A 21628-nucleotide genomic window follows, 5' to 3' on the forward strand; every position below is an offset into this window, starting at 1 on the left:
TGTAATCTGCCCGCCGCGGTCGAATCCGCAGCAACAGCGGCTTTATAGACGATTGTCGCATGGGAGCGCGACGAAAATACCGGGGAGAATTAGCTCTATCCAAAGGCAGCGCTTGCGGGGCCAGTGCGCGCCCCCTATAGCACCGGCCAGAGATGGTCCACCCGATGACAGACACCTCCCTGCCAATCTACCCGCACCGCCACTTGCTTGGCATAAGAGACCTTTCCCCAACTGACATAGAGACATTGCTTGAACGCGCCGACCGCGCGGTGGCGATTTCGCGCCAGTCGGAGAAGAAGACGTCGACGCTGCGAGGACGCACGCAGATCAACCTGTTCTATGAGGCATCGACCCGAACACAGTCCTCTTTCGAACTTGCGGGCAAACGTCTTGGCGCCGATGTCATGAATATGTCGGTGGCGAGCTCTTCGGTGAAGAAGGGTGAGACGCTGATCGACACGGCGATGACGTTGAACGCCATGCGCCCCGATATACTGATCATTCGCCATCAGTCCGCGGGAGCCGCAGCACTACTCGCCCAAAAAGTGGGCTGCTCGGTGGTGAACGCCGGCGACGGCACGCACGAACATCCGACGCAGGCCTTGCTAGACGCACTGACCATCCGCCGCGCCAAGGGTCCGCTGTCGAAACTGATAGTGGCGATCTGCGGCGACATCCTTCATTCGCGCGTGGCGCGCTCCAACATCATTTTGCTGAACGCACTCGGCGCGCAGGTGCGGGTGGTTGCTCCCTCCACGCTTTTGCCATCCGGCATCGAGCGCATGGGAGTTATCGTGGCCCGTTCGATGGCCGAAGGCCTGAAAGATGCAGACGTCGTTATGATGCTGCGCCTGCAGCGCGAGCGCATGGCGGGCAGCTTCGTACCATCGGTGCGCGAGTATTTCCGTTACTTCGGCCTCGACGCTGAAAAGCTGAAAGCGGCGAAGGAAGACGCCCTGGTGATGCACCCCGGGCCAATGAACCGGGGCGTGGAAATCGCCTCGGAAATCGCGGACGGACCGCAGAGCGTAATCCAGGAACAGGTCGAAATGGGTGTTGCCGTGCGCATGGCGGTGATGGAGGCGCTGCTCGATCCGCGCCGCAACCCCGAGGGGCGCGGTTGATGGCCACGACAGTTTTCAGCCACGCCCGTGTCATCGACCCGTCACGGGGTGTCGACGAGATTGGCTCGGTGGTCGTCGACGGCAAGAAAATCGCTGCGGCCGGCAAGGCTGCTTTGAACCAGGGCGCACCCGAAGGCGCAACGGTGATCGACTGTGCAGGCAGGGCTGTCATTCCGGGCTTGGTGGACAGCCGCGTCTTCATCGGCGAACCGGGTGGCGAACATCGCGAAACGATTGCGTCAGCCAGTGCGGCAGCGGCTGCGGGCGGAATCACCTCAATCGTGATGATGCCTGACACCGATCCAGTGATCGACAATGTCGCCTTGGTGGAATTCGTGCTGCGCACCGCCAAGGATACGGCAAGCGTCAACATTTTCCCCGCCGCCGCGATCACCAAGGGCCTCGATGGCCGGGAAATGACGGAGTTCGGCTTGCTGCGAGAGGCCGGCGCCGTCGCCTTCACCGACGGCCGGAATACCATCGCCAACTCGCTGGTAATGCGCAGAGCGCTGACTTATGCCCGCGATTTCGGGGCGGTTGTCGCGCACGAGACGCAGGATGCCGACCTTGCCTCGGCTGGCGTCATGAATGAAGGGCTGTATGCAAGCTGGCTTGGGTTGCCAGGCATCCCGCGCGAGGCGGAGACGATCCCGCTTGAACGCGATCTTGCCCTGGCTCGCCTAACACGCGGCAACTACCATGCCGCCAAGATCTCGACGGCCACGGCAGCCGATGCAGTCAAGCGGGCCAAGAGCGATGGTGCGAACGTGACGGCCGGCGTCGCCATCCACAACCTGTCGCTAAACGAGAATGATGTCGGTGAATATCGCACGTTCTTCCGGCTTGCGCCCCCACTCCGAGCCGAGGATGACCGGCTGGCAATGATCGAGGCGATCAAGGACGGCACGGTCGACCTGATCGTTTCCTCGCACGATCCACAGGACGTCGATACCAAACGCGTGCCTTTTGCTGATGCCGCTGCCGGCGCAGTGGGACTGGAGACAGTTCTGGCAGTGGCGCTCCGACTTCATCACAATGACGAAGTGCCGCTGATACGCTTGATAGAAACGCTATCCACGGCCCCTGCAAGGCTGTTTGGCCTGCCGGGTGGTTCGTTGAAATCCGGCGCGCCGGCCGACCTCGCGCTGGTTGACCTCGAAGAGCCATGGATCGTAAGCGAAAACGGTATTCGCTCGCGCTCCAAGAATACCTGTTTCGAAGGCGCGCGGCTGCAAGGCAAGGTCTTGCAAACGATGGTTGCGGGCCGCACAGTATTTTCGGCCTAGACCGGCGCTTCGAACCGGTCAGCCGAGGGGGAAACATGACCTACGCTGCAATCGCGGCCCTGATATTCGGCTATCTGCTCGGGTCGATTCCTTTCGGCCTGCTTTTGACCCGCGCCGCCGGCCTTGGCGACGTGCGCTCCATCGGCTCGGGTAACATCGGCGCAACCAACGTGCTGCGCACCGGCAACAAGAAACTCGCCGCCGCTACGCTTATTCTGGACATGCTGAAGGGAACCGCTGCCGTCCTGATTGCCAGATACTATGGAATGGAGCTTGGGCTTTTTGCCGGTTTCGGAGCGTTCCTTGGCCATCTGTTTCCGGCCTGGCTGGGTTTCAAAGGCGGCAAGGGTGTCGCAACCTATCTCGGCGTGCTGATAGGCCTGGTCTGGCAGGTGGCACTGATCTTCGCGGCGGTATGGTTGCTGGTGGCAATGCTGTTCCGCTATTCGTCGCTTGCCGCGTTGAGTGCGGCAGTCGTCGTTCCAATCGCGCTATGGTTTCTCGCGACACCAGCCATTGCCGGCTTGTTTGCGGTAATGAGTATCATCCTGATCTACAAGCATCGCACCAATATCTCGCGCCTGATGGCCGGAACGGAAGGTCGGATCGGGGCCAAGGGGTGACACAGGTGCAGTGCGGGCCAAGGTTGAGCGACCGGCAACGGATCGCCTGGCTCAGGCTGATCCGAACCTCGAATGTCGGGCCTGCGTCATTTCGGGATCTGGTCAACCGGTTCGGATCGGCGGAAACAGCCCTTGAAATGCTGCCAGAACTGATGGCGGCTACCGGCTCAAAAAGAACATTACACATTCCAGGCGTTTCGGATATCGAAGCCGAGATGGACACGGCAAACCGGCACGGCGCAAGGTTCGTGTGCATCGGTGAGCCGGACTATCCGCCGCTGCTCAAGGTGATCGATCACCCCCCCGCCGGTGTTGGCCATCATTGGCAAAGGAGAGGTTTTCCGTCTGCCGGCGATCGCCATTGTCGGCGCGCGCAATGCCTCGCTGGCCGGTATCAAGATGGCAAGAACGCTAGCCGGCGAAATTGGACGCGAGGGCTACAGCATCGTCTCGGGCCTTGCTCGCGGGATCGACACGGCTGCGCATCAGGGGAGCTTGGAGAGCGGTACAATCGGCGTTCTGGCCGGGGGATTGGATATGCCCTATCCACCGGAAAATGCTGGTCTTTGCAGCGAAATTGCCCGACGTGGTGGTGCCGTCGTGTCGGAGATGCCGTTCGGGTGGCAGCCGAGGGCCCAAGATTTCCCGCGACGCAACCGACTTGTCGCAGGAATGGCTCTCGGGCTGGTTGTCATCGAGGCCGCGAAACGTTCCGGTTCGCTGATCAGCGCAAGGCTGGCCGGCGAAATGGGGCGGCTGGTGTTTGCCGTTCCCGGATCGCCACTTGATCCGCGTGCTGGCGGCACCAACGGACTATTGAAGGACGGTGCGACCCTTGTGACAGACGCTTCGGACGTACTGAGCGCAGTAGCCCCACTTTCCGCTCGACCGGGAACGCCAAACCTTCTGCTTGAGGAACCGCCCGACCTGTCACACAGCCCGTCTCACGGCGATGATGAGCGTAGTCTCATCGTGGAAGCTCTGGGACCGACACCTATTGAAATCGATGAGATCATCGCACACACCCGCCTCCATCCCGCGCAGGTTTCGATGGTGCTTCTGGAGTTGGATCTAGCGGGGCGCCTTGAACGCCACAGCGGCGGCAGCGTTTCGCTGGTGTTTCGAGATGCATAGACCGAATGCGCCGTTCGCAAGCAAATTCCAGCAAGCCTGCGTATTGCTGAAACCTGACCTTCCAAGTTGTGGCTAGGCGGCAGGCTTACTTCGGTCAGGCGGACCGGCGTGATGCCACGATGCCGTACGCGGCGAAGGCTACGGCAGCTCCCACCAAGTAGCGAAGCCAAGCGTACCCATATTCAGCGCCGCCGCCGCTGGCCGCCACATAGGCTCCCGCAACGATGAAACTGGCAGCGAGCAAGCCGAGACCGAATCCCTCGCCCAAGGATAGATTTCCACAAAGCCACGCAATCCTGGGGTTGGTAACGCGGCGGCTGATAAATCGTAGTGCTTCGCCTACAATCGCGCCCGCTACGCCTACAACGACGGCAGCGCCGATAACCGAAGACAAAATTGCGAAAATCTGCTGGAACATTGCATCACCCGATACCGCCAGACTTTATTAGTGCCAGATATAGGCAGTCAGTCAAGCGAGGTCGTTGCGCGTCCCCGAAGCCTTAAATCTCATGCCGCCGAAAATGACGTTCCGAGAGTTTTCATCGGTAATACAAGTAATTGATCTACTTGGTTGAGATGGTGAGCCGGGAGGGGATCGAACCCTCGACCACATGATTAAAAGTCACGTGCTCTACCGCTGAGCTACCGGCCCATCCAAAGCGTCCAGACCTTGGCCGGGACGACCTGCCCTTCGGGTCATTCCAAAGGAAACTTGCTTCGCGCTGCCCAGGACAGAGCCGCAGCATTTCCAAGGCGCGATCAACCCCGGAATTGCGCGGAACATAGGGAGGGAGCTCCAACCGGTCAACCGGAAAAAATGCGGTGTTTTCGCTCTTATTCACATTTGTACCAAGCGGCATCGACGGTCTGCCATCTAAAATCAGGTCCAATTATTTCGGCGCGTTCTCAGAACAATCTCTGAGGTCAGTCATCTTTATATTATGACCATCAAATATAACTTCTAACGGGAACAATTTCCCCGATTTCACGTTGGTTTAGCGAAAGAATTTTGTTTTTCCGTTTTCAGGAGAAAATCATGAAACGCGTTGTTACAGGTTTGTTGGCGTCCGTCCTTTCGGCCTCGTTTCTTGCCGCAAGCCCGACCGCTGCCCGCGCGGCACCACTCTATGCACCGCACGCGCAATCTGCGGCGTCACCGTTGAAGGTACAGCCAGTCGACTATCGGCCATGGCAAAGACGCGGATTCTACCGGGATCGGGATAGCGCATATTACAATGGCCACCGCGGCTATCGCGAGTATCGGCGCGGTTACCGCCGTCACGGCGATTTCTGGTTCCCGCTTGCAGCCTTTGCCGCAGGTGCAATCATCGCCGGAGCCATCGCGAACGACGCGCCGCCTCCATATGCGGGCGGCAATACCCATGTGCGCTGGTGTTACGACCGCTATCGGAGTTACCGGGCCTACGACAACACGTTCCAACCTTACAACGGCCCGCGCCGGCAGTGCTATTCGCCCTATCGGTAACCTGTAGGGGCAGCACCTAAAGAAAGACCCGCAGGATCGATCCTGCGGGTCTTTTTATTGACGAGACGTCTTGGTCTAGCTGTGAGCGAGAACCGCCAGCAGCAGCAGCGCCACGATGTTGGTGATCTTGATCGCCGGGTTGACGGCGGGACCAGCGGTATCCTTGTAGGGATCGCCGACGGTGTCACCAGTGACCGAAGCCTTGTGCGCTTCAGAGCCCTTGAGGTGCTTGACGCCATCCTTGTCCGTGAAGCCGTCTTCGAACGACTTCTTGGCGTTGTCCCACGCGCCGCCGCCCGAGGTCATCGAGATGGCGACGAAGAGGCCGTTGACGATAACGCCCAGCAGCGAGGCACCAAGTGCGGCAAAGGCAGACGCCTTCGAGCCCGAAATAAGCAGCACGCCGAAATAAACCACCAGCGGAGCCAGAACCGGCAGCAGCGACGGAATGATCATTTCCTTGATCGCTGCCTTGGTCAGAAGGTCGACCGCGCGGGCGTAGTTCGGCTTGGATGTGCCCTGCATGATGCCCGGATCTTCGCGGAACTGCTTGCGCACTTCCTCGACGATGGAGCCGGCAGCGCGACCAACAGCGGTCATGGCGATGCCGCCGAACAGGTACGGGATCAGGCCGCCGAAGATCAGGCCGGCGACAACGTACGGATTCGAAAGATCGAACGATACGGTACCCATATCAGCGAAGTACGGGTACTGAGCACCATTCGCGGCAAAGAACTGCAGATCGTTGGAATATGCAGCGAACAGCACCAGCGCGCCGAGGCCGGCCGAACCGATGGCGTAGCCCTTTGTAACAGCCTTGGTCGTGTTGCCGACCGCATCGAGCGCATCCGTCGAATGACGCACTTCCTTGGGCAGGCCGGACATTTCGGCAATGCCACCGGCATTGTCAGTCACCGGACCGAAAGCATCGAGCGCCACGATCATGCCGGCCAGGCCGAGCATGGTGGTGACGGCTATCGCTGTACCGAACAGACCTGCGAGCTGGAAGGTGGCGATGATGCCGCCCACAATGACGATGGCCGGAAGCGCCGTCGATTCCAGTGAAACCGCGAGGCCCTGGATCACATTGGTGCCGTGGCCGGTCACCGAAGCCTGGGCAATCGAGTTGACCGGGCGCTTGTTGGTGCCTGTGTAGTACTCGGTAATCACCACGATCAATGCTGTCACCACAAGGCCGATCAGGCCGCAGACAAACAAGCTGGTACCCGTCAACGCGACGCCGTTGGCTGTACCAACGTCGCCCCAGCCGATGGTCAACTGGTTGGCAACGGCAAGACCGCCGACCGACAGAACGCCAGTGACGATGAGGCCCTTGTAGAGCGCGCCCATGATCGAGCCGTTGGAGCCGAGCTTTACGAAGAAGGTGCCGACGATCGAGGTAACGATGCAGACGCCGCAGATGACCAGCGGATAGAGCATCATTTCAGCAAGGTTCGGAGCCGCGCCAAAGAAGATGGCAGCCAGGACCATCGTCGCAACAACCGTCACGGCGTAGGTCTCGAATAGGTCCGCGGCCATGCCCGCGCAGTCGCCGACATTGTCGCCAACGTTGTCAGCGATGGTAGCCGGGTTGCGCGGATCATCTTCCGGGATACCTGCTTCGACCTTACCGACGAGATCGCCGCCGACGTCCGCACCCTTGGTGAAGATGCCGCCGCCGAGACGGGCAAAGATCGAGATGAGAGATGCGCCGAAGCCGAGCGCGACAAGAGCGTCGACAACCTCACGGCTGGCGGGCGCATGGCCGAGCGGGCCGGTCAGAACCCAATAATAGACCGACACGCCGAGCAGCGCGAGGCCGGCAACCAGCATGCCTGTAATGGCGCCCGACTTGAAAGCTATGTCCAGGCCTGCGGCGAGGCTGTTGGAAGCAGCCTGCGCGGTGCGCACATTGGCACGAACCGAGACATGCATACCGATGAAGCCGGCAGCGCCCGACAAGACCGCACCAACCAGGAAACCGAATGCAGCGGTTGTCGAAAGCAGCCACCAAGCCAGGATAAATACAACGACGCCAACGATGGCGATGGTGGTGTACTGGCGCGCCAGGTAGGCTTGGGCGCCTTCGCGGATGGCCGCGGAGATTTCCTGCATGCGTGCATTGCCCTGGTCGGAAGCTAGTACCGACTGTGTCGCCCAGATGGCGTATAGGACAGAGAGCAGACCGCAGGCGATGACGACGTAGAGCATAGTCATGCCGGATTTTCCTCGAGTGATGGCCCGAAAGAACCCCCCTCCGGGCCGATGGAGACGAAACCGGACCCGGTTGCGGAATCCGATCGTTCGCAGCGGCTTATGCGAAACAGGTGAACGAACGTCAAGATATTGTTCGGTTTTTGCCCCGTTTTCGCCCTAAAGGATAAGATATCGGCGGTGCATTTCGCACCGCCGACTGATTTTTATCGATTGAAAGTGGCGAGGTCTGCGGCGACGGCCGCAGACCCTTGGTCAGGCGAGTTGCCTGCGGATGCTGACCTGCAGCATGCCGAGCAAGACAAGGCAGAGAACCGCTATCGGCAAGACAATCCATGCGAGCATGTTCCAGCCCCAGGCATTGTAGACCGCGCCGGACATCAGCGAAGCAAAGGCCACGCTGGAGAACAGCACGAAATCGTGGAAGCCTTGCGCCTTGCCCTTTTCTGCGGGCCGGTAGCAATCGGCCACCATTGCCGTCGAGCCGATGAAACCGAAATTCCATCCCAACCCGAGCAGGATCAATGCGACCCAGAATTGCCAGAGCTGGATGCCGGACAACGCCACCAGACCGCAGCCGATCAGCAAAGCAAAGCCCGCCGCAACGATGGTGGGAGCCCCGAACCGATGGATCAGCCTGCCGGTAAAGAAGCTCGGCGCAAACATGGCCATGACGTGCCAGGAAATGCCAAGCGTCGCCTCGTCGGAGGTAAAGCCGCAGCCGACCATGGCGAGCGGTGCGCCGGTCATGACGAAGGTCATCAGTGCATAGGAGCCGACCGCACACAACAGGGAAACCGCAAAACGCGGCTGGGTGACGATCTCGCTCAATGAGCGGCCTGTATCCGCTGCTGCGCTTGCAGTCTTTGTGGTGGAGTCGGCGCGAAGAAAAGCAAGGATGACGCCGCCAATGCCAGCGAGAACGATGAGTGCGGCGAATGCGCCAGCAAACATGACCGGAGCCAAAAGATCCTTGGTGAAAATGACGACCTGTGGGCCGAGTACTGCTGTGAAAACGCCGCCAGCCAGAACGAAAGAAATGGCACGCGCCTTGAATTCGGGTGGCGCATTGTCGGCTGCGGCGAAGCGGAACTGCTGGACGAATGCCCCGCCTGTCCCGACCAGCAGCAAGCCGAAAGCAAACCCCCAGAAACTGGATTGGAACAAAGCAATCGTCGCTGCCAGTGCGCCCAACGCGGTGATGCCGGTGCCGGTCAAAAAGCCGTCACGCTGGCCGAGCCGGCGAATAATGGCCGCAGCCGGGAGAGCTCCCAGAGCCACACCGACATTGTATCCAGTCAGTGGGGCCGTCGCCAAAGATTTATCCGTACCAAGCATGTAGTGCCCGGCAAGCGCGCCGAGCGCGAAACAAATCGGCCCCGCCGACCCAATGATTGCCTGCGCCGCCGCAAGAATAATGGCTGTGCGCCGCGCTTCCCGCTCGGCCTCAGCGTGCCCGATTGTCATGAAATTTCCTTACCTTTGCCCCGTCCCTCGCCCCGCACCCGGCGCGACACGCGATCCAACACCGCGTTGACGAGCTTTGGCTCGTCCTCATCATAGAACGCTTTGGCAATATCAATATATTCCGAGACAATGACGGCGACAGGAACTTCTTCTCGCCGCATCAATTCGTAAGTGCCTGCGCGCAGGATCGCGCGCAGCGTAGAATCGAGGCGTGACAACGGCCAATCTTCAGTCAGTGCCTGCCGGATAATTGGGTCGAGCGTCTTCTGGTTTTCCACGACACCAGCCAATATGCCGCGAAACCACTGCGCATCCGCCTCGCGATAGAGCGCGCCGTCAACCTCCTTGCCGAGCCTGAAGGCTTCATACTCCGCAGTGATTTCCAACAATCCGCTACCAGCGACATCCATCTGGTAAAGCGCCTGCACTGCCGCAAGGCGAGCAGCGCCGCGCTTGTTGGCTTGTCGTACCGGCGGCTGGCCGCTGCCCGTTGGATCAGTCACGTCGTTCAGGCTCCAAGTTTCGTGCGAAGGGAGATCATGGTCAGAGCCGCGCGGGCTGCGAATCCACCCTTGTCGCCTTCGCTGCGTTTGGCGCGCGCCCACGCTTGCTCTTCGTTCTCCGTCGTCAGAATGCCGTTGCCGACACAAATCGCTTCCTGCACGGAAAGGTCCATCAGCGCGCGCGCCGATTCGTTGGCGACGATATCGAAATGATGCGTCTCGCCGCGGATCACGGTGCCCAGCGCCACATAGCCGTCATAGCCTTTGCCGCCCGATGCTTCCGCATCAAGCGCAAACGAGATCACGGCTGGAATTTCCAGCGCACCGGGAACGGTGACGACATCATACTTGGCACCGGCTTCCTCAAGCGCTGACTTCGCGCCATCCAGCAGTGCGTCCGCGAGCTCGTCATAGAAGCGCGCCTCGATAATCAGAAGCTTGAGTTTCTTGTCCTTGGCCATGTCTTTGCGTCTCCGGAGGAGCCGGTCAATTAGGCCGAAGCGCGATCGTCCGCAAGCCTTGGAGGCCTTCAATCAGGCAATCACGCCAAGTTGCTGTTACAGACCCTGTGCGGAGGCCTCCGCGAGCCGTGCCGCATAGCGCGCCATGGTGTCGACCTCCAGGTTCACACTGTCGCCAACCTTGCGCTCACCCCAAGTGGTGACCGTCAGCGAATGATGGATCAGAAGTACATCAAAACGTATGCCGTCCACCTTGTTGACGGTGAGCGAAGTGCCATCCAAGGCAATCGACCCTTTGGGCGCTATAAACTTGGCCAACGCGCGCGGCGCTTCCAAGGTAAATCGCACCGCATCGCCCTCGTCCTGTCGCGCCACGATCTCAGCCATGCCGTCCACGTGACCGGAAACGATGTGGCCGCCCAGTTCGTCGCCAATCTTCAGCGCACGCTCAAGATTGATGCGGCTACCGGATTCCCAAGCAGATGCAGTCGTCAGCCGCAGCGCCTCCTCCCATGCCTCGACCTCGAACCAACGCTCGTTTACCTGTTTTTCCGGCAAGGCGGTAACCGTGAGACAGACGCCGGAGCAGGCAATCGAGGCGCCGATGGCGATGGTTTCAGGATCGTAGATCGTTTCGATACGCAGACCGATGCCCTGCTTTAGAGGCTTGATCGCCGCAACCGTGCCTACATCCGTGACGATACCCGTAAACATCAGTAGCCTCTTACCCACTCGGCGTAGCTATCCTCGCCTAGACGCATCTCACGCATTTTGTGGAAACCCTGGGGTATATGGTCAGGATCGATCGGCGCCACAATCCCGTTCGGCCCGATCTCGCGAGGTCCGTAAAACAGCACGATACGGTCAGCCAGGCCGTCCGCCAGGAAAGCACTCGCAACCGCGGCGCCGCCTTCGACCAGGACACTGGCCATGCCCAGCGCAGCCAGATCCTCCATCAATTCCGGCAGCGCAATATGCCCGTCATGGAGTTCGGTGCCGATGAAACGCACACCACGGCGCTCGAGCGTCGCCTTGCGATGCGGATTAGCCGATGTGTCGGAAGCAATGTAGAGCGGCACGCGGTCCGCATCAGCCACCAGCTTCGAAGTTTCCGGCAAGCGTATTTCGCGATCAAGCACGATGCGGGCCGGTGAACGGTTCTCCAGGCCGGGCAGACGAACGGTCAGCGCCGGGTCGTCCTCCAATGCCGTGCCGATACCGATCAGGACAGCGTCGGCCTCCGCTCGCATAAGATGCACTTCACGCCGGGCCGCTTCGCCTGTGATGGTGATCTGGCCCTGCCCGGCAGCGCCGATCTTTCCATCAGACGAAATTGCAAGCTTTAGAATAACTTCCGGTCTCTTTCTCGATGATCGAATCAAATATCCGGCCATCTGATCGGAGGCCTGTGCCGAGAGCAGGCGTTCGACCACCTCTATGCCTGCTTCGCGTAGGATCGCATACCCTTTGCCAGAGACACGGCTATCCGGATCGCTGGCTGCACCTACCACGCGTACGATTCCGGCGTTTACCAAAGCATTTGCACATGGCGGCGTGCGGCCATGATGTGCGCAAGGCTCAAGCGTTACATAGGCCGTGGCTCCGCGCGACAGCTCCCCCGCCTGAGCCAGCGCTTCAGCTTCAGCATGGGGGCGTCCGCCGACTGCGGTAACGCCGGTGCCGACAATCATGGGGCCAGCACCATCGTCGCGTACGAGAATGGTGCCGACAGCCGGGTTGGTAGAGGTACGGCCGGCATTGCGCCGCGACAAGCGAAGTGCCGCCGCCATATAACGGCGATCAAGCCTCTCCTGCGCGGTCGTTGCCGACTCCTCCACCACTCAGCCGCCTTCCTCGTCACCCTTCAACTCCCCGAGCACTTCGTGAAAGTCCTTTGCCTCGCGGAAGTTGCGATAGACGGATGCGAAGCGGACATAGGCAACATCGTCGAGTGACTTGAGGGCTTCCATGACCAGTCTGCCCACCTCTGCGGAGGGGATCTCGGTTTCCCCCGAACTTTCAAGCTGGCGCACGATACCGGTAACGGCACGGTCGATACGTTCGGGATCAACGTTGCGCTTGCGAACGGCAATCTCTACCGAGCGCAACAGCTTGTCGCGATCGAAAGCCACCTTGCGGCCGGACTTCTTGACCACGACAAGGTCGCGCAACTGAACCCTTTCGAATGTCGTGAAGCGGCCGCCGCAGTCAGGACATACCCGCCGCCGGCGGATAGCCGAACCGTCTTCCGCGGGTCGGGAATCCTTCACTTGCGTATCTTCGGACTGGCAATAGGGACAGCGCATATGAGGCCTTTGCTACGCGATTCTGATTGCGCGAAAGGCTAGAGTGTTTTGCCACTTTGGCAAAGACGGCGCAGCCCTGCTCCCCACAGATAGCGAGGCTGCGCCCGATTTTCTATTCCCGCCAATTACCCGAGGTAGGGATATAGCGGGAAACGCTCGGTCATGGCGACGACCTTCTTCTGAACTGCAGCCTCGACTGCCGCATTGCCTTCGTCAGAGTTTGCGGCTTTCAGTCCGTCGAGTACCTCGGCAATGAGTTTGCCGATTTCACGGAATTCAGCCTGACCGAAGCCACGTGTCGTCCCGGCCGGCGTGCCGAGGCGAACGCCCGAAGTGACAAACGGCTTTTCGGGGTCGAAGGGGATGCCGTTCTTGTTGCACGTGATATTGGCGCGACCAAGAGCCGCTTCGGCGCGTTTGCCAGTGGCGTTCTTCGGACGCAGGTCCACCAGCATCAAATGGTTGTCCGTACCGCCCGAAACGATGTCGAGCCCAGTTTCCTTTAAGCTGGTTGCCAAAGCCTTGGCATTGTCGGCAACGTTCTGAGCATAAACCTTGAAGCTGGGCTTCAATGCTTCGCCAAGCGCCACTGCCTTGGCCGCAATGACATGCATCAGCGGACCACCCTGCAAGCCTGGAAACACAGCCGAATTCATCTTCTTGGCGATGTCCTCGTCATTGGTGAGGATCATTCCGCCGCGGGGGCCGCGCAGCGATTTATGGGTGGTAGTCGTCACCACATGCGCGTGCGGCAATGGCGAAGGATGCACGCCGCCCGCGACGAGGCCAGCGATATGCGCCATATCGACCATCAGATAAGCACCAATGGAATCAGCTATTTCGCGGAATCTCTTCCAGTCCCAGATACGCGAATAGGCGGTGCCGCCAGCCAAGATCAGTTTCGGTTTGTGCTCGTGAGCTTTCTTTTCGATTTCGTCCATGTCGAGCAGGTGGTCGTCGCTACGCACACCGTAGGAGACGACCTTGAACCATTTGCCACTCATGTTGACCGGCGAGCCGTGGGTAAGGTGCCCGCCCGAATTCAGGTCGAGGCCCATGAAGGTATCGCCGGGTTGTAGCAAGGCGAGAAAGACCGCCTGGTTCATCTGGCTGCCCGAGTTCGGCTGCACATTGGCAAAGTTGCAATTGAACAGCTTCTTGGCGCGCTCAATGGCGAGTTCCTCGGCAACGTCGACAAACTGGCATCCACCATAGTAGCGCTTGCCCGGATAACCCTCAGCGTATTTGTTGGTCATGATCGAGCCTTGCGCTTCCAGAACGGCGCGCGAGACGATGTTTTCCGAAGCGATCAGTTCGATTTCGTGGCGCTGGCGACCAAGTTCGTCGCGGATCGAGCCGAAGATCTCCGGATCGATTTCCGAGAGCGGCGTTTCGAAGAAGGAATTGAGTTGGCTGGAGGCGGCCGACTGTGTTGCCATGGCGTGAAACTTCCTTGCTGCAAAGGTCTGCGCGCCATTAACATACTTGCTTTGCGGTCGCCACGTGCGCGAGGCGAAATTCGCTGGTCCGATTGCGGCAATGCGTCGCCGCCAATGAAAAAGGCCGCCCTGAGGACGGCCTTTCCAAATCCATAGAAGCCAGGGCTAGAGCGAAGACGTGATCTGCAACTCGTCCACGCCATCCCAGCCGTAGACGTCGTCACGGAACTGAGCCACGCCATCCCCGGTCGACCATGCCGACACATAGAGGAAGTGAACGGGAACGGGATTGGTCACTGCAACCGGTTGGGACTCCCCTGTCTTGATGGCCGCCTCGAAATGCTGGCGATCCCAGCCGGGAGTGTCACGCAAAATCCAGGTCACCAGATCGCGCACGTTCTGGACGCGCACGCAGCCTGAAGAGTCGAAACGCAACAGCTTGCCGAACAGGCTCTGCTGCGGCGTATCGTGCATGTAAACGCCGTCCGGGCTCGGGAAATTGATCTTCACCGAAGCCATGGCATTGCCGGTGCCCGGGTCCTGACGGAAGCGATACTTTGCAGCTTCCTCCGTCGACCAATCGATAGTCATCGGGTCGACCTCGCTGCCATCCGGAGCGAAAAGCCGGATATTGCTGTTCTTGAGGTAGTCGGGATCCTTGCGCATCAACGGAATGATGTCCTTGCGCACGATGGAGACGGGCGCATTCCAATATGGGTTGACGATGATCTCGTTGATCTTGGAATTGACGATCGGGGTCTGGCGATCGATTTTACCGACGATTGCGGTGTGGCGCAGCACGACGCGGCCGTTTTCCACCGCCTCGATCTGAGCTGCCGGAATATTGACCAGAACGTAGCGGTCGCCAAGCGTCCCGACCTTTTCACGCAAACGACCAAGATTGGTTTCCAACTGCCCAAGACGAGTCTGGGCGGCAACATTCATCGCCAGATAGGAATATTTGCCGAGTACGCCATCTTCCGGCAAGCCGTGGCGCGCCTGGAAACGCTTGACGGCAGCATCCACGTAAGAATCGAAAGATTCCGAAAAACCCGCACTCTGAGGCAGGTCGCCCGATACCATCAGCCGCTTGCGCAGAGGAACCACGTCGGGATCAATGACACCAAGCTTCAGCTTCTTGGTTGCTGGCACCTGCTCCCAACCACCGCGTGAAACGATGTCTTGATATTGAGCGATTGCCTGTTCCGTGTAGGAAATCGTCTGCGGGCTGAAAATGGGCAGCGTCGAAGCAACCTTGCCGCGACCTGTGGCGCGCGCATCGAAGGTATCGTCCCAGTTGCCGCGACCGGCGGCCTTCAGGATATCGTCAACGACGTTTTGAGCGCTGGCCCCTCCCGCGATCACAGACGCTGCAAGCGCGGAAGCTCCGGACAAAAACAAACGGCGGCTGGTTTTCATGGGCTTTCCAGACATTCTTCCAGTCAAATTTCGGGCGATGCGAGGTTCAGGCGATACGGGCCGGCACTCTATGCTGGCCGAACTTAACAATTCGCCAACCATGCCGGCATCACATCGGCGTGAAAAACGCACCGCGCCGAAACAGGTTCCAGACGAGCAGAAGCATCTCTGCCCCTACCTTACGTGTCTTTCGCTTTCATTTGAATATGGCGGTAACGTGGCGCGGCGCCCAATCAACCCAGCCGCAATGGCACAAATAACAAGGCCAGTGCTTTTTGAGCACCGGCCCTGTTTGACTCGCAAACTCGCGCCTGCCGGCGCAGCGATCGCTCACATGCGATAGGCGATGGTGTCGTTCCAGAACCTGTCCAGGCGTTGCAGCGCGCGGTTCATCTGCTTGAATTCGTCGGTGTTTATGCCGCCCACCTGTTCGATGGAACCGACATGACGCTCGTAAAGGCCAGCCACGACTTCCGCGACTTCGGAACCCTTGTCCGTCAGACTGACGCGGACCGAGCGGCGATCGATGCGAGAGCGCTGGTGGTTGATGAAGCCGAGATCGACCAGCTTCTTCAGATTGTAGGAAACGTTGGAGCCGAGGTAGTAACCACGCGAGCGCAATTCGCCGGCCGTCAATTCCGCGTTGCCGATATTGAAAAGCAGCAGCGCCTGAATAGCGTTGATGTCGGAACGGCCGTTGCGGTCGAACTCATCCTTGATGACGTCAAGAAGACGGCGGTGCAACCGCTCAACGAGCTGGAGCGATTCCATGTAAAGCGAGCGGATCGCCTCGCGGCGGTCGTCGGATACGTTTGCGGACTTCGCCGCAGGACGCGGGTTGTTCATTGTCTTTGCCTCTCGTTTGTCGCCCGGTGATTTTTTGTTTTTCTCACCTTGGGACCGACACTATCGAATACTCATAAAATTCGACTTAAACGCCAAGGCTAACAAGAGCTTACCGGTAACAGGTCGCTAAGAGGCTTAATGAATGGTCACGTCCATTCCGAAAGTTAACCTAAACATTTACTAAACGGGCAACCGCCCAACCTACCGTGTTTGCTGCCGTCTTTGCATGTGCATCAGCAGCCTCAGCGCAATGTAGACAAGCGCAACGGCACAATGCGTGAATACAATCGGCCAGCGTTCGCCGAAGTATTGCGGGAAGCCAACGTACATCGCGGTTTCTGCGGCAGCACATAGAAACCAGATAACAGGCGCCCAGGGCGCAAGCATCCAAAGGCCGGCAGCGGCGAATGGAAAAAGCACAGCAAGCGCTGAGGCGGCAATCTGCCAATGGACGGGCATCAGGTCGAAACGGAACAATGTGCCAGGGTAAAACCCGATCAACCTTATCCAGTAGAGTACGCCAAACAGAAGACAGTAGGCCGCAACGACGCGCATGAACCATGTGAATATGGTTTCGGTGGCGGTCGGCTGAAGTGCTGGCCGTCTCGAAACACTGTCGCTCACAGGATCAATTCCCGCGTGCCCAGCGGGACGAAATAGGCTTCAACCGCTTCTTCGCTGACTGCCTCGAGGCTGGCCGGCTGCCATACCGGCGTCGAACCCTTGTCGACAATAGCCGCACGGATGCCTTCGTAGAAATCCCGGCCAGCCAGCATGCGGTTGAGGATGCGGAACTCCATGCGCATGCAATCGTCCATCGACAGTTGAGCCCCTGCCCTGATCTGCCGCCAGGCGACTTTCAGGCTTGTCGGCGAGCGCGACAGGATCGTTTTCAATGTCTTGGCTGCGAATTCATCGGATGCGGCTGCCTGTTTGAGGCTTGCCAGAATGTCATCCAGCGAGCCGGCGGAGAAATGCCGGTGGATGGACGCAAGCGTTGCTGCATCGGTTTCAGCGGCAGCGCGTATATGGAAACGGGCCAAGACCTGATCGGGTTCGCCGGTTTTGATCAGTGCGTTGAAGAACTCCGCCTGTTCCGCAGCCTTGATCGTGTGCGTAGCCAGTCCGCATGCCAGCGCGTCGCCGTATCTGATGCGGTTTCCCGTAAGGCCGAGATACATGCCGAAACTGTCCGCAAGACGTGGCAGGATATGGCTGCCCCCGACGTCAGGGAAGAAGCCGATCCCGACTTCCGGCATCGCGAAGACCGCGTTTTCAGTCAGGACACGATGCGAGCCGTGGAAGGACACGCCGAAGCCGCCGCCCATGACAATACCGTCAACAAGCGCGACATAAGGCTTGCTGAAACGGGCAATCAGGGCGTTCAGCCTGTATTCGTCGGCGAAAAATTCGACCGGAAGCTTTCCGGCCTTGCCGGCTTCGTAGACCTGAAGAATGTCCCCGCCTGCCGAGAAAGCCCTGCCCTCGCCCCGGATCACGACAAGCCGAACGCGATCATCGTCGTGCCATGCTTTCAGGGCTTCGGCGAGCGCACGGACCATCGTGTGCGTGACCGCGTTGAGCGCCTTGGGCCGGTTCAGCGTAACGACCCCCGCGCATCCTTCGATCTCAAAACGGATTTCATCGCCGCCGCCAAAATCCATACGCCGAGAATCCCCTGCCAACAAAACTTGGCTAAAAGTGCTAAGGGCGGTGCATGGATGCGTCAATGCCGACACAACGATGTCGCATTGGTCGAAGGCCTCGCCTCATGCTAAAAGCCGTTGCGGGCGCAATTCGGGAATAGATACGATCCCGTTCTCGTTTTGCGACATGTGAAGCAGACCCAAGCGTAGCAAATGTCGCTTGAGGGGAGTTTGGAAATGAACAGGTTCGCACCCACCAGAGCGGCAGGCGCGCTAAGCGTAGACGAGCTCACCAATTCCCGTCGGCTGAGGCGCATGCGCAAGGCGGCATGGTCGCGTCGCCTGGTGCAGGAAAACCACCTTACCGTGGACGACCTCATCTGGCCGATGTTCGTCGTGGAAGGTAAAAATGTGCGCCAACCCGTCGAGGCGATGCCCGGCGTCTTCCGCTATTCGGTCGATATCGCCGTCAAGGAAGCCGAACGCGCCGCGAAGCTCGGCATCCCGGCCATCGCCACTTTCCCCAAGGTGGACCTCAGCCTGCGTGACGATACGGGCTCGCACATCCTCGACCCCGACAATCTCATCAACTGCACCACTCGCGCCATCAAGGCAGCGGTACCGGAGATCGGCATCATCACCGATGCAGCGCTTGATCCGTTCACCAGCCACGGCCATGACGGCATCCTGCGCGACGGCATCATTGCCAATGACGAAAGCGTGGAGCAGATCACGGCGGCAGCAGTGCTGCAGGCAGCCGCCGGCTCGGACATCATTGCGCCGTCAGACATGATGGACGGCCGCATCGGCATGATCCGCGCGGCGCTGGATGCCAACGGGTTCCAGGACGTGGCGATCATGTCCTATGCGACGAAATTCGATTCCGCATTTTATGGCCCCTACCGCGACGCGATCGGCACCGCCGGCCTGCTCAAGGGCGACAAGAAGACCTACTATATCAACAATGCCAATTCCGCCGAGGCGCTGCGCGAGGCCGAGCAGGACATTCTAGAGGGCGCCGACATGATCATGGTGAAGCCCGGCCTGCCCTATCTCGACATCGTGCGCCTGCTCAAAGACCAGTTTTCGATGCCTACCTTCGCCTATCAAGTGTCGGGCGAGTATTCGATGATAAAGGCGGCCGCGGCTAATGGCTGGATCGACGGCGAGCGCGCAATGCTGGAAAGCCTGCTTGCGCTCAAGCGGGCGGGCTGCGACGGTATCCTCACCTATTTCGCGCCGACGGTCGCGGAGATGCTGAAGCGATAGCCGTGCTCCTGACAGGGTTGTGTTCGAACGAGCAGACCGGCATGTGATATGCCGGCACAATCGGCGTGCTTTTGAAAATCCGACGCATGGCCGATTTTACGAACCAGTCAGGAATATCCAATGGAATACCGCTACCTCGGCCGTTCAGGCCTGAAAATCTCGACGCTGACCATGGGCACGATGACCTTCGGTGGCGCCGGCAAGTTCGCCGCCGTGGGCAAAACCGATGTCGCGGATGCCCGCCGGCTGTTCGACCTGTGCCTCGATGCGGGCATCAACCTGATCGACACGGCCAATGTCTATTCCAACGGACTGTCCGAGGAAATCATTGGCGAGGTGCTGGGCGGCAAGCGCAAGAACGAGGTTCTGGTAGCTTCCAAGGCGCGCCTGAAGATCGGCTCCGGCCCGAATGACGAGGGCTTGTCGCGTCATCACCTGATCCGCGAATGCGAGCGCAGCCTGAAGCGGCTCAAGACCGACGTGATCGACATCTATCTGCTGCATGAATGGGATGGCCGCACGCCGCTTGAAGAAACCATGGCCGCGCTCGAAACGCTGGTGGAGCAAGGCAAGGTTCGCTACGTCGGCTGCTCCAATTTTTCCGGCTGGCACATCATGAAGGCGCTCGGCGTGGCCGAGCGGCACAACCACCCACGCTTCGTGACGCAGCAAATCCACTACACGCTGGAAGCCCGTGAAGCGGAATACGAGTTGCTGCCGATCTCTGTCGACCGGGGACTTGGCGTGATGGTATGGAGTCCACTTGCCGGCGGCCTTTTGTCGGGAAAGTACAGTCGTGAACAGGAAACTGCGCGGCAATTGTCGGGGTGGCACGAACCGCCGATCCGCGACGAGGGCCGGCTTTGGCGCATCGTCGATGCACTCAACGGCATTGCCAGGGAGCGCAACGTTTCTTCAGCGCAGATTGCGCTGGCTTGGCTGCTTCAGCGCCCGGCCATATCGACGCTGGTGATCGGCGGGAGAAACGAAGCGCAGTTCAAGGACAATATAGCTGCGGCCAGCCTTGTCCTGAGCGAGGAAGAGAAGAAGAAGCTGGATGCAGTCAGCCTTCCCCCGGTGATCTATCCGTACTGGCACCAGCAGGCCACCGCCCACAGAAGCTTTGGCGAGGCGGATCTGGTTCTGGACCGCACGAGCCCACGAAGCTGAGAACGGCTCCCCGTGACGACCGCTACCGGCGCCCCCGACGACGCGCACAGCATCCACTGGCGGCGAAATCTCGCCGTCTGCTTCCTTGGCTCATTCACCACCATCGTGGCGATGACGCTTTTGCTGCCGTTTCTTCCGCTCTACGTTCAAGAACTCGGCGCCGAGGGCCATGCAGCGATCGTCCAGTGGTCCGGCATCGCCTACGGCGCGACCTTTCTAGCCGCCGCACTGGTTGCGCCGCTTTGGGGCCGGCTCGGCGACCGCTACGGGCGCAAGCTGATGCTGGTGCGCGCCAGCCTCGGCATGGCCGTCTGCATGTCGTTGATGGGCATGGTACAAAGCGTCGAGCAACTGGTGCTGTTGCGGTTGCTGGTCGGCTTTGCCGGCGGTTACTCGTCTGGCTCGACGATCCTCGTCGCCATGCAGACCCCGAAGGAGCGCTCCGGCTGGGCGCTGGGCGTTCTCTCGGTGGGCATCATGGCGGGAAATCTGGTCGGCCCCTTGATCGGCGGCGGGCTTCCGCCCCTGATCGGCATCCGCGCCACGTTCCTGCTTTGCGGCGGCGTCATCTTCCTCGCCTTCCTCGCCACGAGCCTCTTGATCAAGGAGGAGCGGTACACGGCAAGCCGGTCAAAGGCGAAGGCGGAAGGCGCGTGGCAGGCCATTCCCGACAAGCGGCCGGTCATCGCGATGCTGTTCACCGGCATGCTGTTGATGTTCGCCAATATGTCGATCGAGCCGATCATCACGGTCTACGTTGCGCAACTGGTCGAAGACCAGACCCGGGTCACGCTTGTTGCGGGCGTGGTGATGTCGGCCGCGGCGCTGGGCAGCATCGTATCGGCTTCGCGACTTGGCCGGCTTGCAGACCGCGTCGGCCATTGGAACGTCGTCACCGTGGCGCTCGCGGTTGCCGCGCTTTTGCTTGTCCCGCAGGCTTTTGTCACCGAAAGCTGGCAACTTGTGGCGCTGCGCTTTCTCATGGGCCTTGCCCTTGGCGGCCTTTTGCCGTCGATCACCAGCGTCATTCGCCACAACGTGCCGGACCGCGTCGGTGGGAATGTGCTTGGCTATTCGATCTCCGCCCAATATGTCGGCCAGGTAGCGGGCCCGGTGCTTGGCGGGTTTGTGGGCGGCCATTTCGGCATGCCGGCGGTCTTCCTTGGAACGAGTGTGCTGATGGCGCTTGGCGCAGCATACAACTGGCTGGCTCAAGCCCGTCGCAATCAGTGACT

At 59.8% G+C, this 21628-nt stretch carries 20 protein-coding genes, 1 tRNA gene and 1 pseudogene; 8 read left to right on the plus strand and 14 right to left on the minus strand.

The window, feature by feature from the left end; translation table 11 throughout:
* Nucleotides 1–164: 164 nt before the first annotated feature.
* From ASD50_RS18495 to dprA, 4 genes and pseudogenes are all read left to right on the plus strand, one after another.
* Nucleotides 165–1124 (plus strand): aspartate carbamoyltransferase catalytic subunit, encoded by a 960-nt coding sequence (locus ASD50_RS18495; protein ID WP_056244379.1) that lies wholly within the window; start codon nt 165–167, stop codon nt 1122–1124.
* Nucleotides 1124–2410, plus strand: coding sequence for a dihydroorotase (locus ASD50_RS18500; RefSeq protein ID WP_056244381.1), 1287 nt, complete (start codon nt 1124–1126; stop codon nt 2408–2410). Before ASD50_RS18495 ends, ASD50_RS18500 begins: the two co-directional genes overlap by 1 nt.
* A 35-nt stretch (nt 2411–2445) precedes the next feature.
* Complete coding sequence (plsY, locus tag ASD50_RS18505) at nt 2446–3033, plus strand: glycerol-3-phosphate 1-O-acyltransferase PlsY (RefSeq protein ID WP_056244385.1); 588 nt, start codon at nt 2446–2448, stop codon at nt 3031–3033.
* Nucleotides 3030–4167: pseudogene (gene dprA / locus ASD50_RS18510) on the plus strand (DNA-processing protein DprA). The gene plsY and the pseudogene dprA overlap by 4 nt, the downstream one beginning before the upstream one ends.
* A gap of 94 nt (nt 4168–4261) precedes the next feature.
* On the opposite strand, the gene ASD50_RS23285 reads toward dprA, so the two are convergent.
* Nucleotides 4262–4435, minus strand: coding sequence for a hypothetical protein (locus ASD50_RS23285; RefSeq protein WP_156465169.1), 174 nt, complete (start codon nt 4433–4435; stop codon nt 4262–4264).
* Between the two features lie 309 nt (nt 4436–4744).
* Nucleotides 4745–4819: transfer RNA gene (locus tag ASD50_RS18520), tRNA-Lys, on the minus strand.
* A 384-nt stretch (nt 4820–5203) separates the two neighbouring features.
* Between ASD50_RS18520 and ASD50_RS18525 the strand changes: the two genes are divergently transcribed.
* Nucleotides 5204–5653: a BA14K family protein gene (locus ASD50_RS18525; protein ID WP_056244809.1), complete on the plus strand. Its 450-nt coding sequence runs from the start codon at nt 5204–5206 to the stop codon at nt 5651–5653.
* 75 nt (nt 5654–5728) lie between these two features.
* Here the strand turns inward: ASD50_RS18525 and ASD50_RS18530 are convergent, their stop codons facing one another.
* The 12 genes from ASD50_RS18530 to ASD50_RS18585 form a co-directional block, all read right to left on the minus strand.
* On the minus strand, nt 5729–7870 hold the full coding sequence (locus ASD50_RS18530) for a sodium-translocating pyrophosphatase (protein ID WP_056244390.1): 2142 nt from the start codon (nt 7868–7870) through the stop codon (nt 5729–5731).
* A 252-nt stretch (nt 7871–8122) separates the two neighbouring features.
* A complete protein-coding gene (locus tag ASD50_RS18535; protein WP_056244393.1) occupies nt 8123–9334 on the minus strand; it encodes an MFS transporter in 1212 nt (403 codons plus the stop codon).
* Nucleotides 9331–9837: a transcription antitermination factor NusB gene (gene nusB / locus ASD50_RS18540; protein WP_056244396.1), complete on the minus strand. Its 507-nt coding sequence runs from the start codon at nt 9835–9837 to the stop codon at nt 9331–9333. Before nusB ends, ASD50_RS18535 begins: the two co-directional genes overlap by 4 nt.
* A gap of 5 nt (nt 9838–9842) precedes the next feature.
* Nucleotides 9843–10298 carry a 6,7-dimethyl-8-ribityllumazine synthase gene (locus ASD50_RS18545; RefSeq protein WP_056244399.1) on the minus strand — a complete coding sequence of 152 codons (456 nt, stop codon included), beginning with the start codon at nt 10296–10298 and terminating at the stop codon, nt 9843–9845.
* A 96-nt stretch (nt 10299–10394) separates the two neighbouring features.
* The gene (locus ASD50_RS18550; protein WP_056244402.1) at nt 10395–11012 is read right to left on the minus strand and encodes a riboflavin synthase; all 618 of its coding nucleotides are present in this window, start codon (nt 11010–11012) and stop codon (nt 10395–10397) included.
* Entirely contained in the window at nt 11012–12088 is a 1077-nt protein-coding gene (ribD, locus tag ASD50_RS18555; RefSeq protein WP_056244812.1) for a bifunctional diaminohydroxyphosphoribosylaminopyrimidine deaminase/5-amino-6-(5-phosphoribosylamino)uracil reductase RibD, read from the minus strand. Before ribD ends, ASD50_RS18550 begins: the two co-directional genes overlap by 1 nt.
* A 51-nt stretch (nt 12089–12139) precedes the next feature.
* Nucleotides 12140–12604, minus strand: coding sequence for a transcriptional regulator NrdR (gene nrdR, locus ASD50_RS18560; protein ID WP_056244405.1), 465 nt, complete (start codon nt 12602–12604; stop codon nt 12140–12142).
* 125 nt (nt 12605–12729) lie between these two features.
* Nucleotides 12730–14043, minus strand: coding sequence for a serine hydroxymethyltransferase (glyA, locus tag ASD50_RS18565; protein ID WP_056244409.1), 1314 nt, complete (start codon nt 14041–14043; stop codon nt 12730–12732).
* 165 nt (nt 14044–14208) lie between these two features.
* Nucleotides 14209–15462: a L,D-transpeptidase family protein gene (locus ASD50_RS18570; RefSeq protein WP_056244412.1), complete on the minus strand. Its 1254-nt coding sequence runs from the start codon at nt 15460–15462 to the stop codon at nt 14209–14211.
* A gap of 330 nt (nt 15463–15792) precedes the next feature.
* Entirely contained in the window at nt 15793–16308 is a 516-nt protein-coding gene (ldtR, locus tag ASD50_RS18575; RefSeq protein ID WP_056244416.1) for a transcriptional regulator LdtR, read from the minus strand.
* Between the two features lie 201 nt (nt 16309–16509).
* The gene (locus ASD50_RS18580) at nt 16510–16932 is read right to left on the minus strand and encodes a DUF6163 family protein (RefSeq protein WP_056244418.1); all 423 of its coding nucleotides are present in this window, start codon (nt 16930–16932) and stop codon (nt 16510–16512) included.
* Entirely contained in the window at nt 16929–17972 is a 1044-nt protein-coding gene (locus ASD50_RS18585) for an enoyl-CoA hydratase/isomerase family protein (RefSeq protein WP_056244421.1), read from the minus strand. The genes ASD50_RS18580 and ASD50_RS18585 overlap by 4 nt, the downstream gene beginning before the upstream one ends.
* A gap of 219 nt (nt 17973–18191) precedes the next feature.
* Here ASD50_RS18585 and hemB point away from each other — a divergent pair, with 219 nt between their 5' ends.
* The 3 genes from hemB to ASD50_RS18600 all read left to right on the plus strand — a co-directional run bounded on the left by hemB (nt 18192) and on the right by ASD50_RS18600 (nt 21626).
* Nucleotides 18192–19223, plus strand: a complete 1032-nt coding sequence (gene hemB / locus ASD50_RS18590) for a porphobilinogen synthase (RefSeq protein WP_056244424.1) — start codon at nt 18192–18194, stop codon at nt 19221–19223.
* Between the two features lie 120 nt (nt 19224–19343).
* The gene (locus tag ASD50_RS18595; protein WP_056244428.1) at nt 19344–20393 is read left to right on the plus strand and encodes an aldo/keto reductase; all 1050 of its coding nucleotides are present in this window, start codon (nt 19344–19346) and stop codon (nt 20391–20393) included.
* A 12-nt stretch (nt 20394–20405) separates the two neighbouring features.
* Nucleotides 20406–21626 carry an MFS transporter gene (locus ASD50_RS18600; RefSeq protein WP_056244430.1) on the plus strand — a complete coding sequence of 407 codons (1221 nt, stop codon included), beginning with the start codon at nt 20406–20408 and terminating at the stop codon, nt 21624–21626.
* Nucleotides 21627–21628 lie beyond the last annotated feature (2 nt).

The sequence above is a fragment of the Mesorhizobium sp. Root552 genome (assembly GCF_001427285.1).
In the GTDB taxonomy this organism is placed as follows: Bacteria; Pseudomonadota; Alphaproteobacteria; order Rhizobiales; family Rhizobiaceae; genus Mesorhizobium.

What these genes read in the sequence shown, in the direction of transcription:
- ribD (WP_056244812.1), bottom strand. Translation starts at nt 12,088, where the DNA reads ATGGCGGCGGCACTTCGCTTGTCGCGGCGCAATGCCGGCCGTACCTCT.
- plsY (WP_056244385.1), top strand. Translation starts at nt 2,446, where the DNA reads ATGACCTACGCTGCAATCGCGGCCCTGATATTCGGCTATCTGCTCGGG.
- ASD50_RS18495 (WP_056244379.1), top strand. Translation starts at nt 165, where the DNA reads ATGACAGACACCTCCCTGCCAATCTACCCGCACCGCCACTTGCTTGGC.
- hemB (WP_056244424.1), top strand. Translation starts at nt 18,192, where the DNA reads ATGAACAGGTTCGCACCCACCAGAGCGGCAGGCGCGCTAAGCGTAGAC.
- ldtR (WP_056244416.1), bottom strand. Translation starts at nt 16,308, where the DNA reads ATGAACAACCCGCGTCCTGCGGCGAAGTCCGCAAACGTATCCGACGAC.
- ASD50_RS18525 (WP_056244809.1), top strand. Translation starts at nt 5,204, where the DNA reads ATGAAACGCGTTGTTACAGGTTTGTTGGCGTCCGTCCTTTCGGCCTCG.
- ASD50_RS18545 (WP_056244399.1), bottom strand. Translation starts at nt 10,298, where the DNA reads ATGGCCAAGGACAAGAAACTCAAGCTTCTGATTATCGAGGCGCGCTTC.
- ASD50_RS18570 (WP_056244412.1), bottom strand. Translation starts at nt 15,462, where the DNA reads ATGAAAACCAGCCGCCGTTTGTTTTTGTCCGGAGCTTCCGCGCTTGCA.
- ASD50_RS18550 (WP_056244402.1), bottom strand. Translation starts at nt 11,012, where the DNA reads ATGTTTACGGGTATCGTCACGGATGTAGGCACGGTTGCGGCGATCAAG.
- ASD50_RS18500 (WP_056244381.1), top strand. Translation starts at nt 1,124, where the DNA reads ATGGCCACGACAGTTTTCAGCCACGCCCGTGTCATCGACCCGTCACGG.
- ASD50_RS18585 (WP_056244421.1), bottom strand. Translation starts at nt 17,972, where the DNA reads ATGGATTTTGGCGGCGGCGATGAAATCCGTTTTGAGATCGAAGGATGC.
- ASD50_RS18595 (WP_056244428.1), top strand. Translation starts at nt 19,344, where the DNA reads ATGGAATACCGCTACCTCGGCCGTTCAGGCCTGAAAATCTCGACGCTG.
- glyA (WP_056244409.1), bottom strand. Translation starts at nt 14,043, where the DNA reads ATGGCAACACAGTCGGCCGCCTCCAGCCAACTCAATTCCTTCTTCGAA.
- ASD50_RS18530 (WP_056244390.1), bottom strand. Translation starts at nt 7,870, where the DNA reads ATGACTATGCTCTACGTCGTCATCGCCTGCGGTCTGCTCTCTGTCCTA.
- ASD50_RS18535 (WP_056244393.1), bottom strand. Translation starts at nt 9,334, where the DNA reads ATGACAATCGGGCACGCTGAGGCCGAGCGGGAAGCGCGGCGCACAGCC.
- nrdR (WP_056244405.1), bottom strand. Translation starts at nt 12,604, where the DNA reads ATGCGCTGTCCCTATTGCCAGTCCGAAGATACGCAAGTGAAGGATTCC.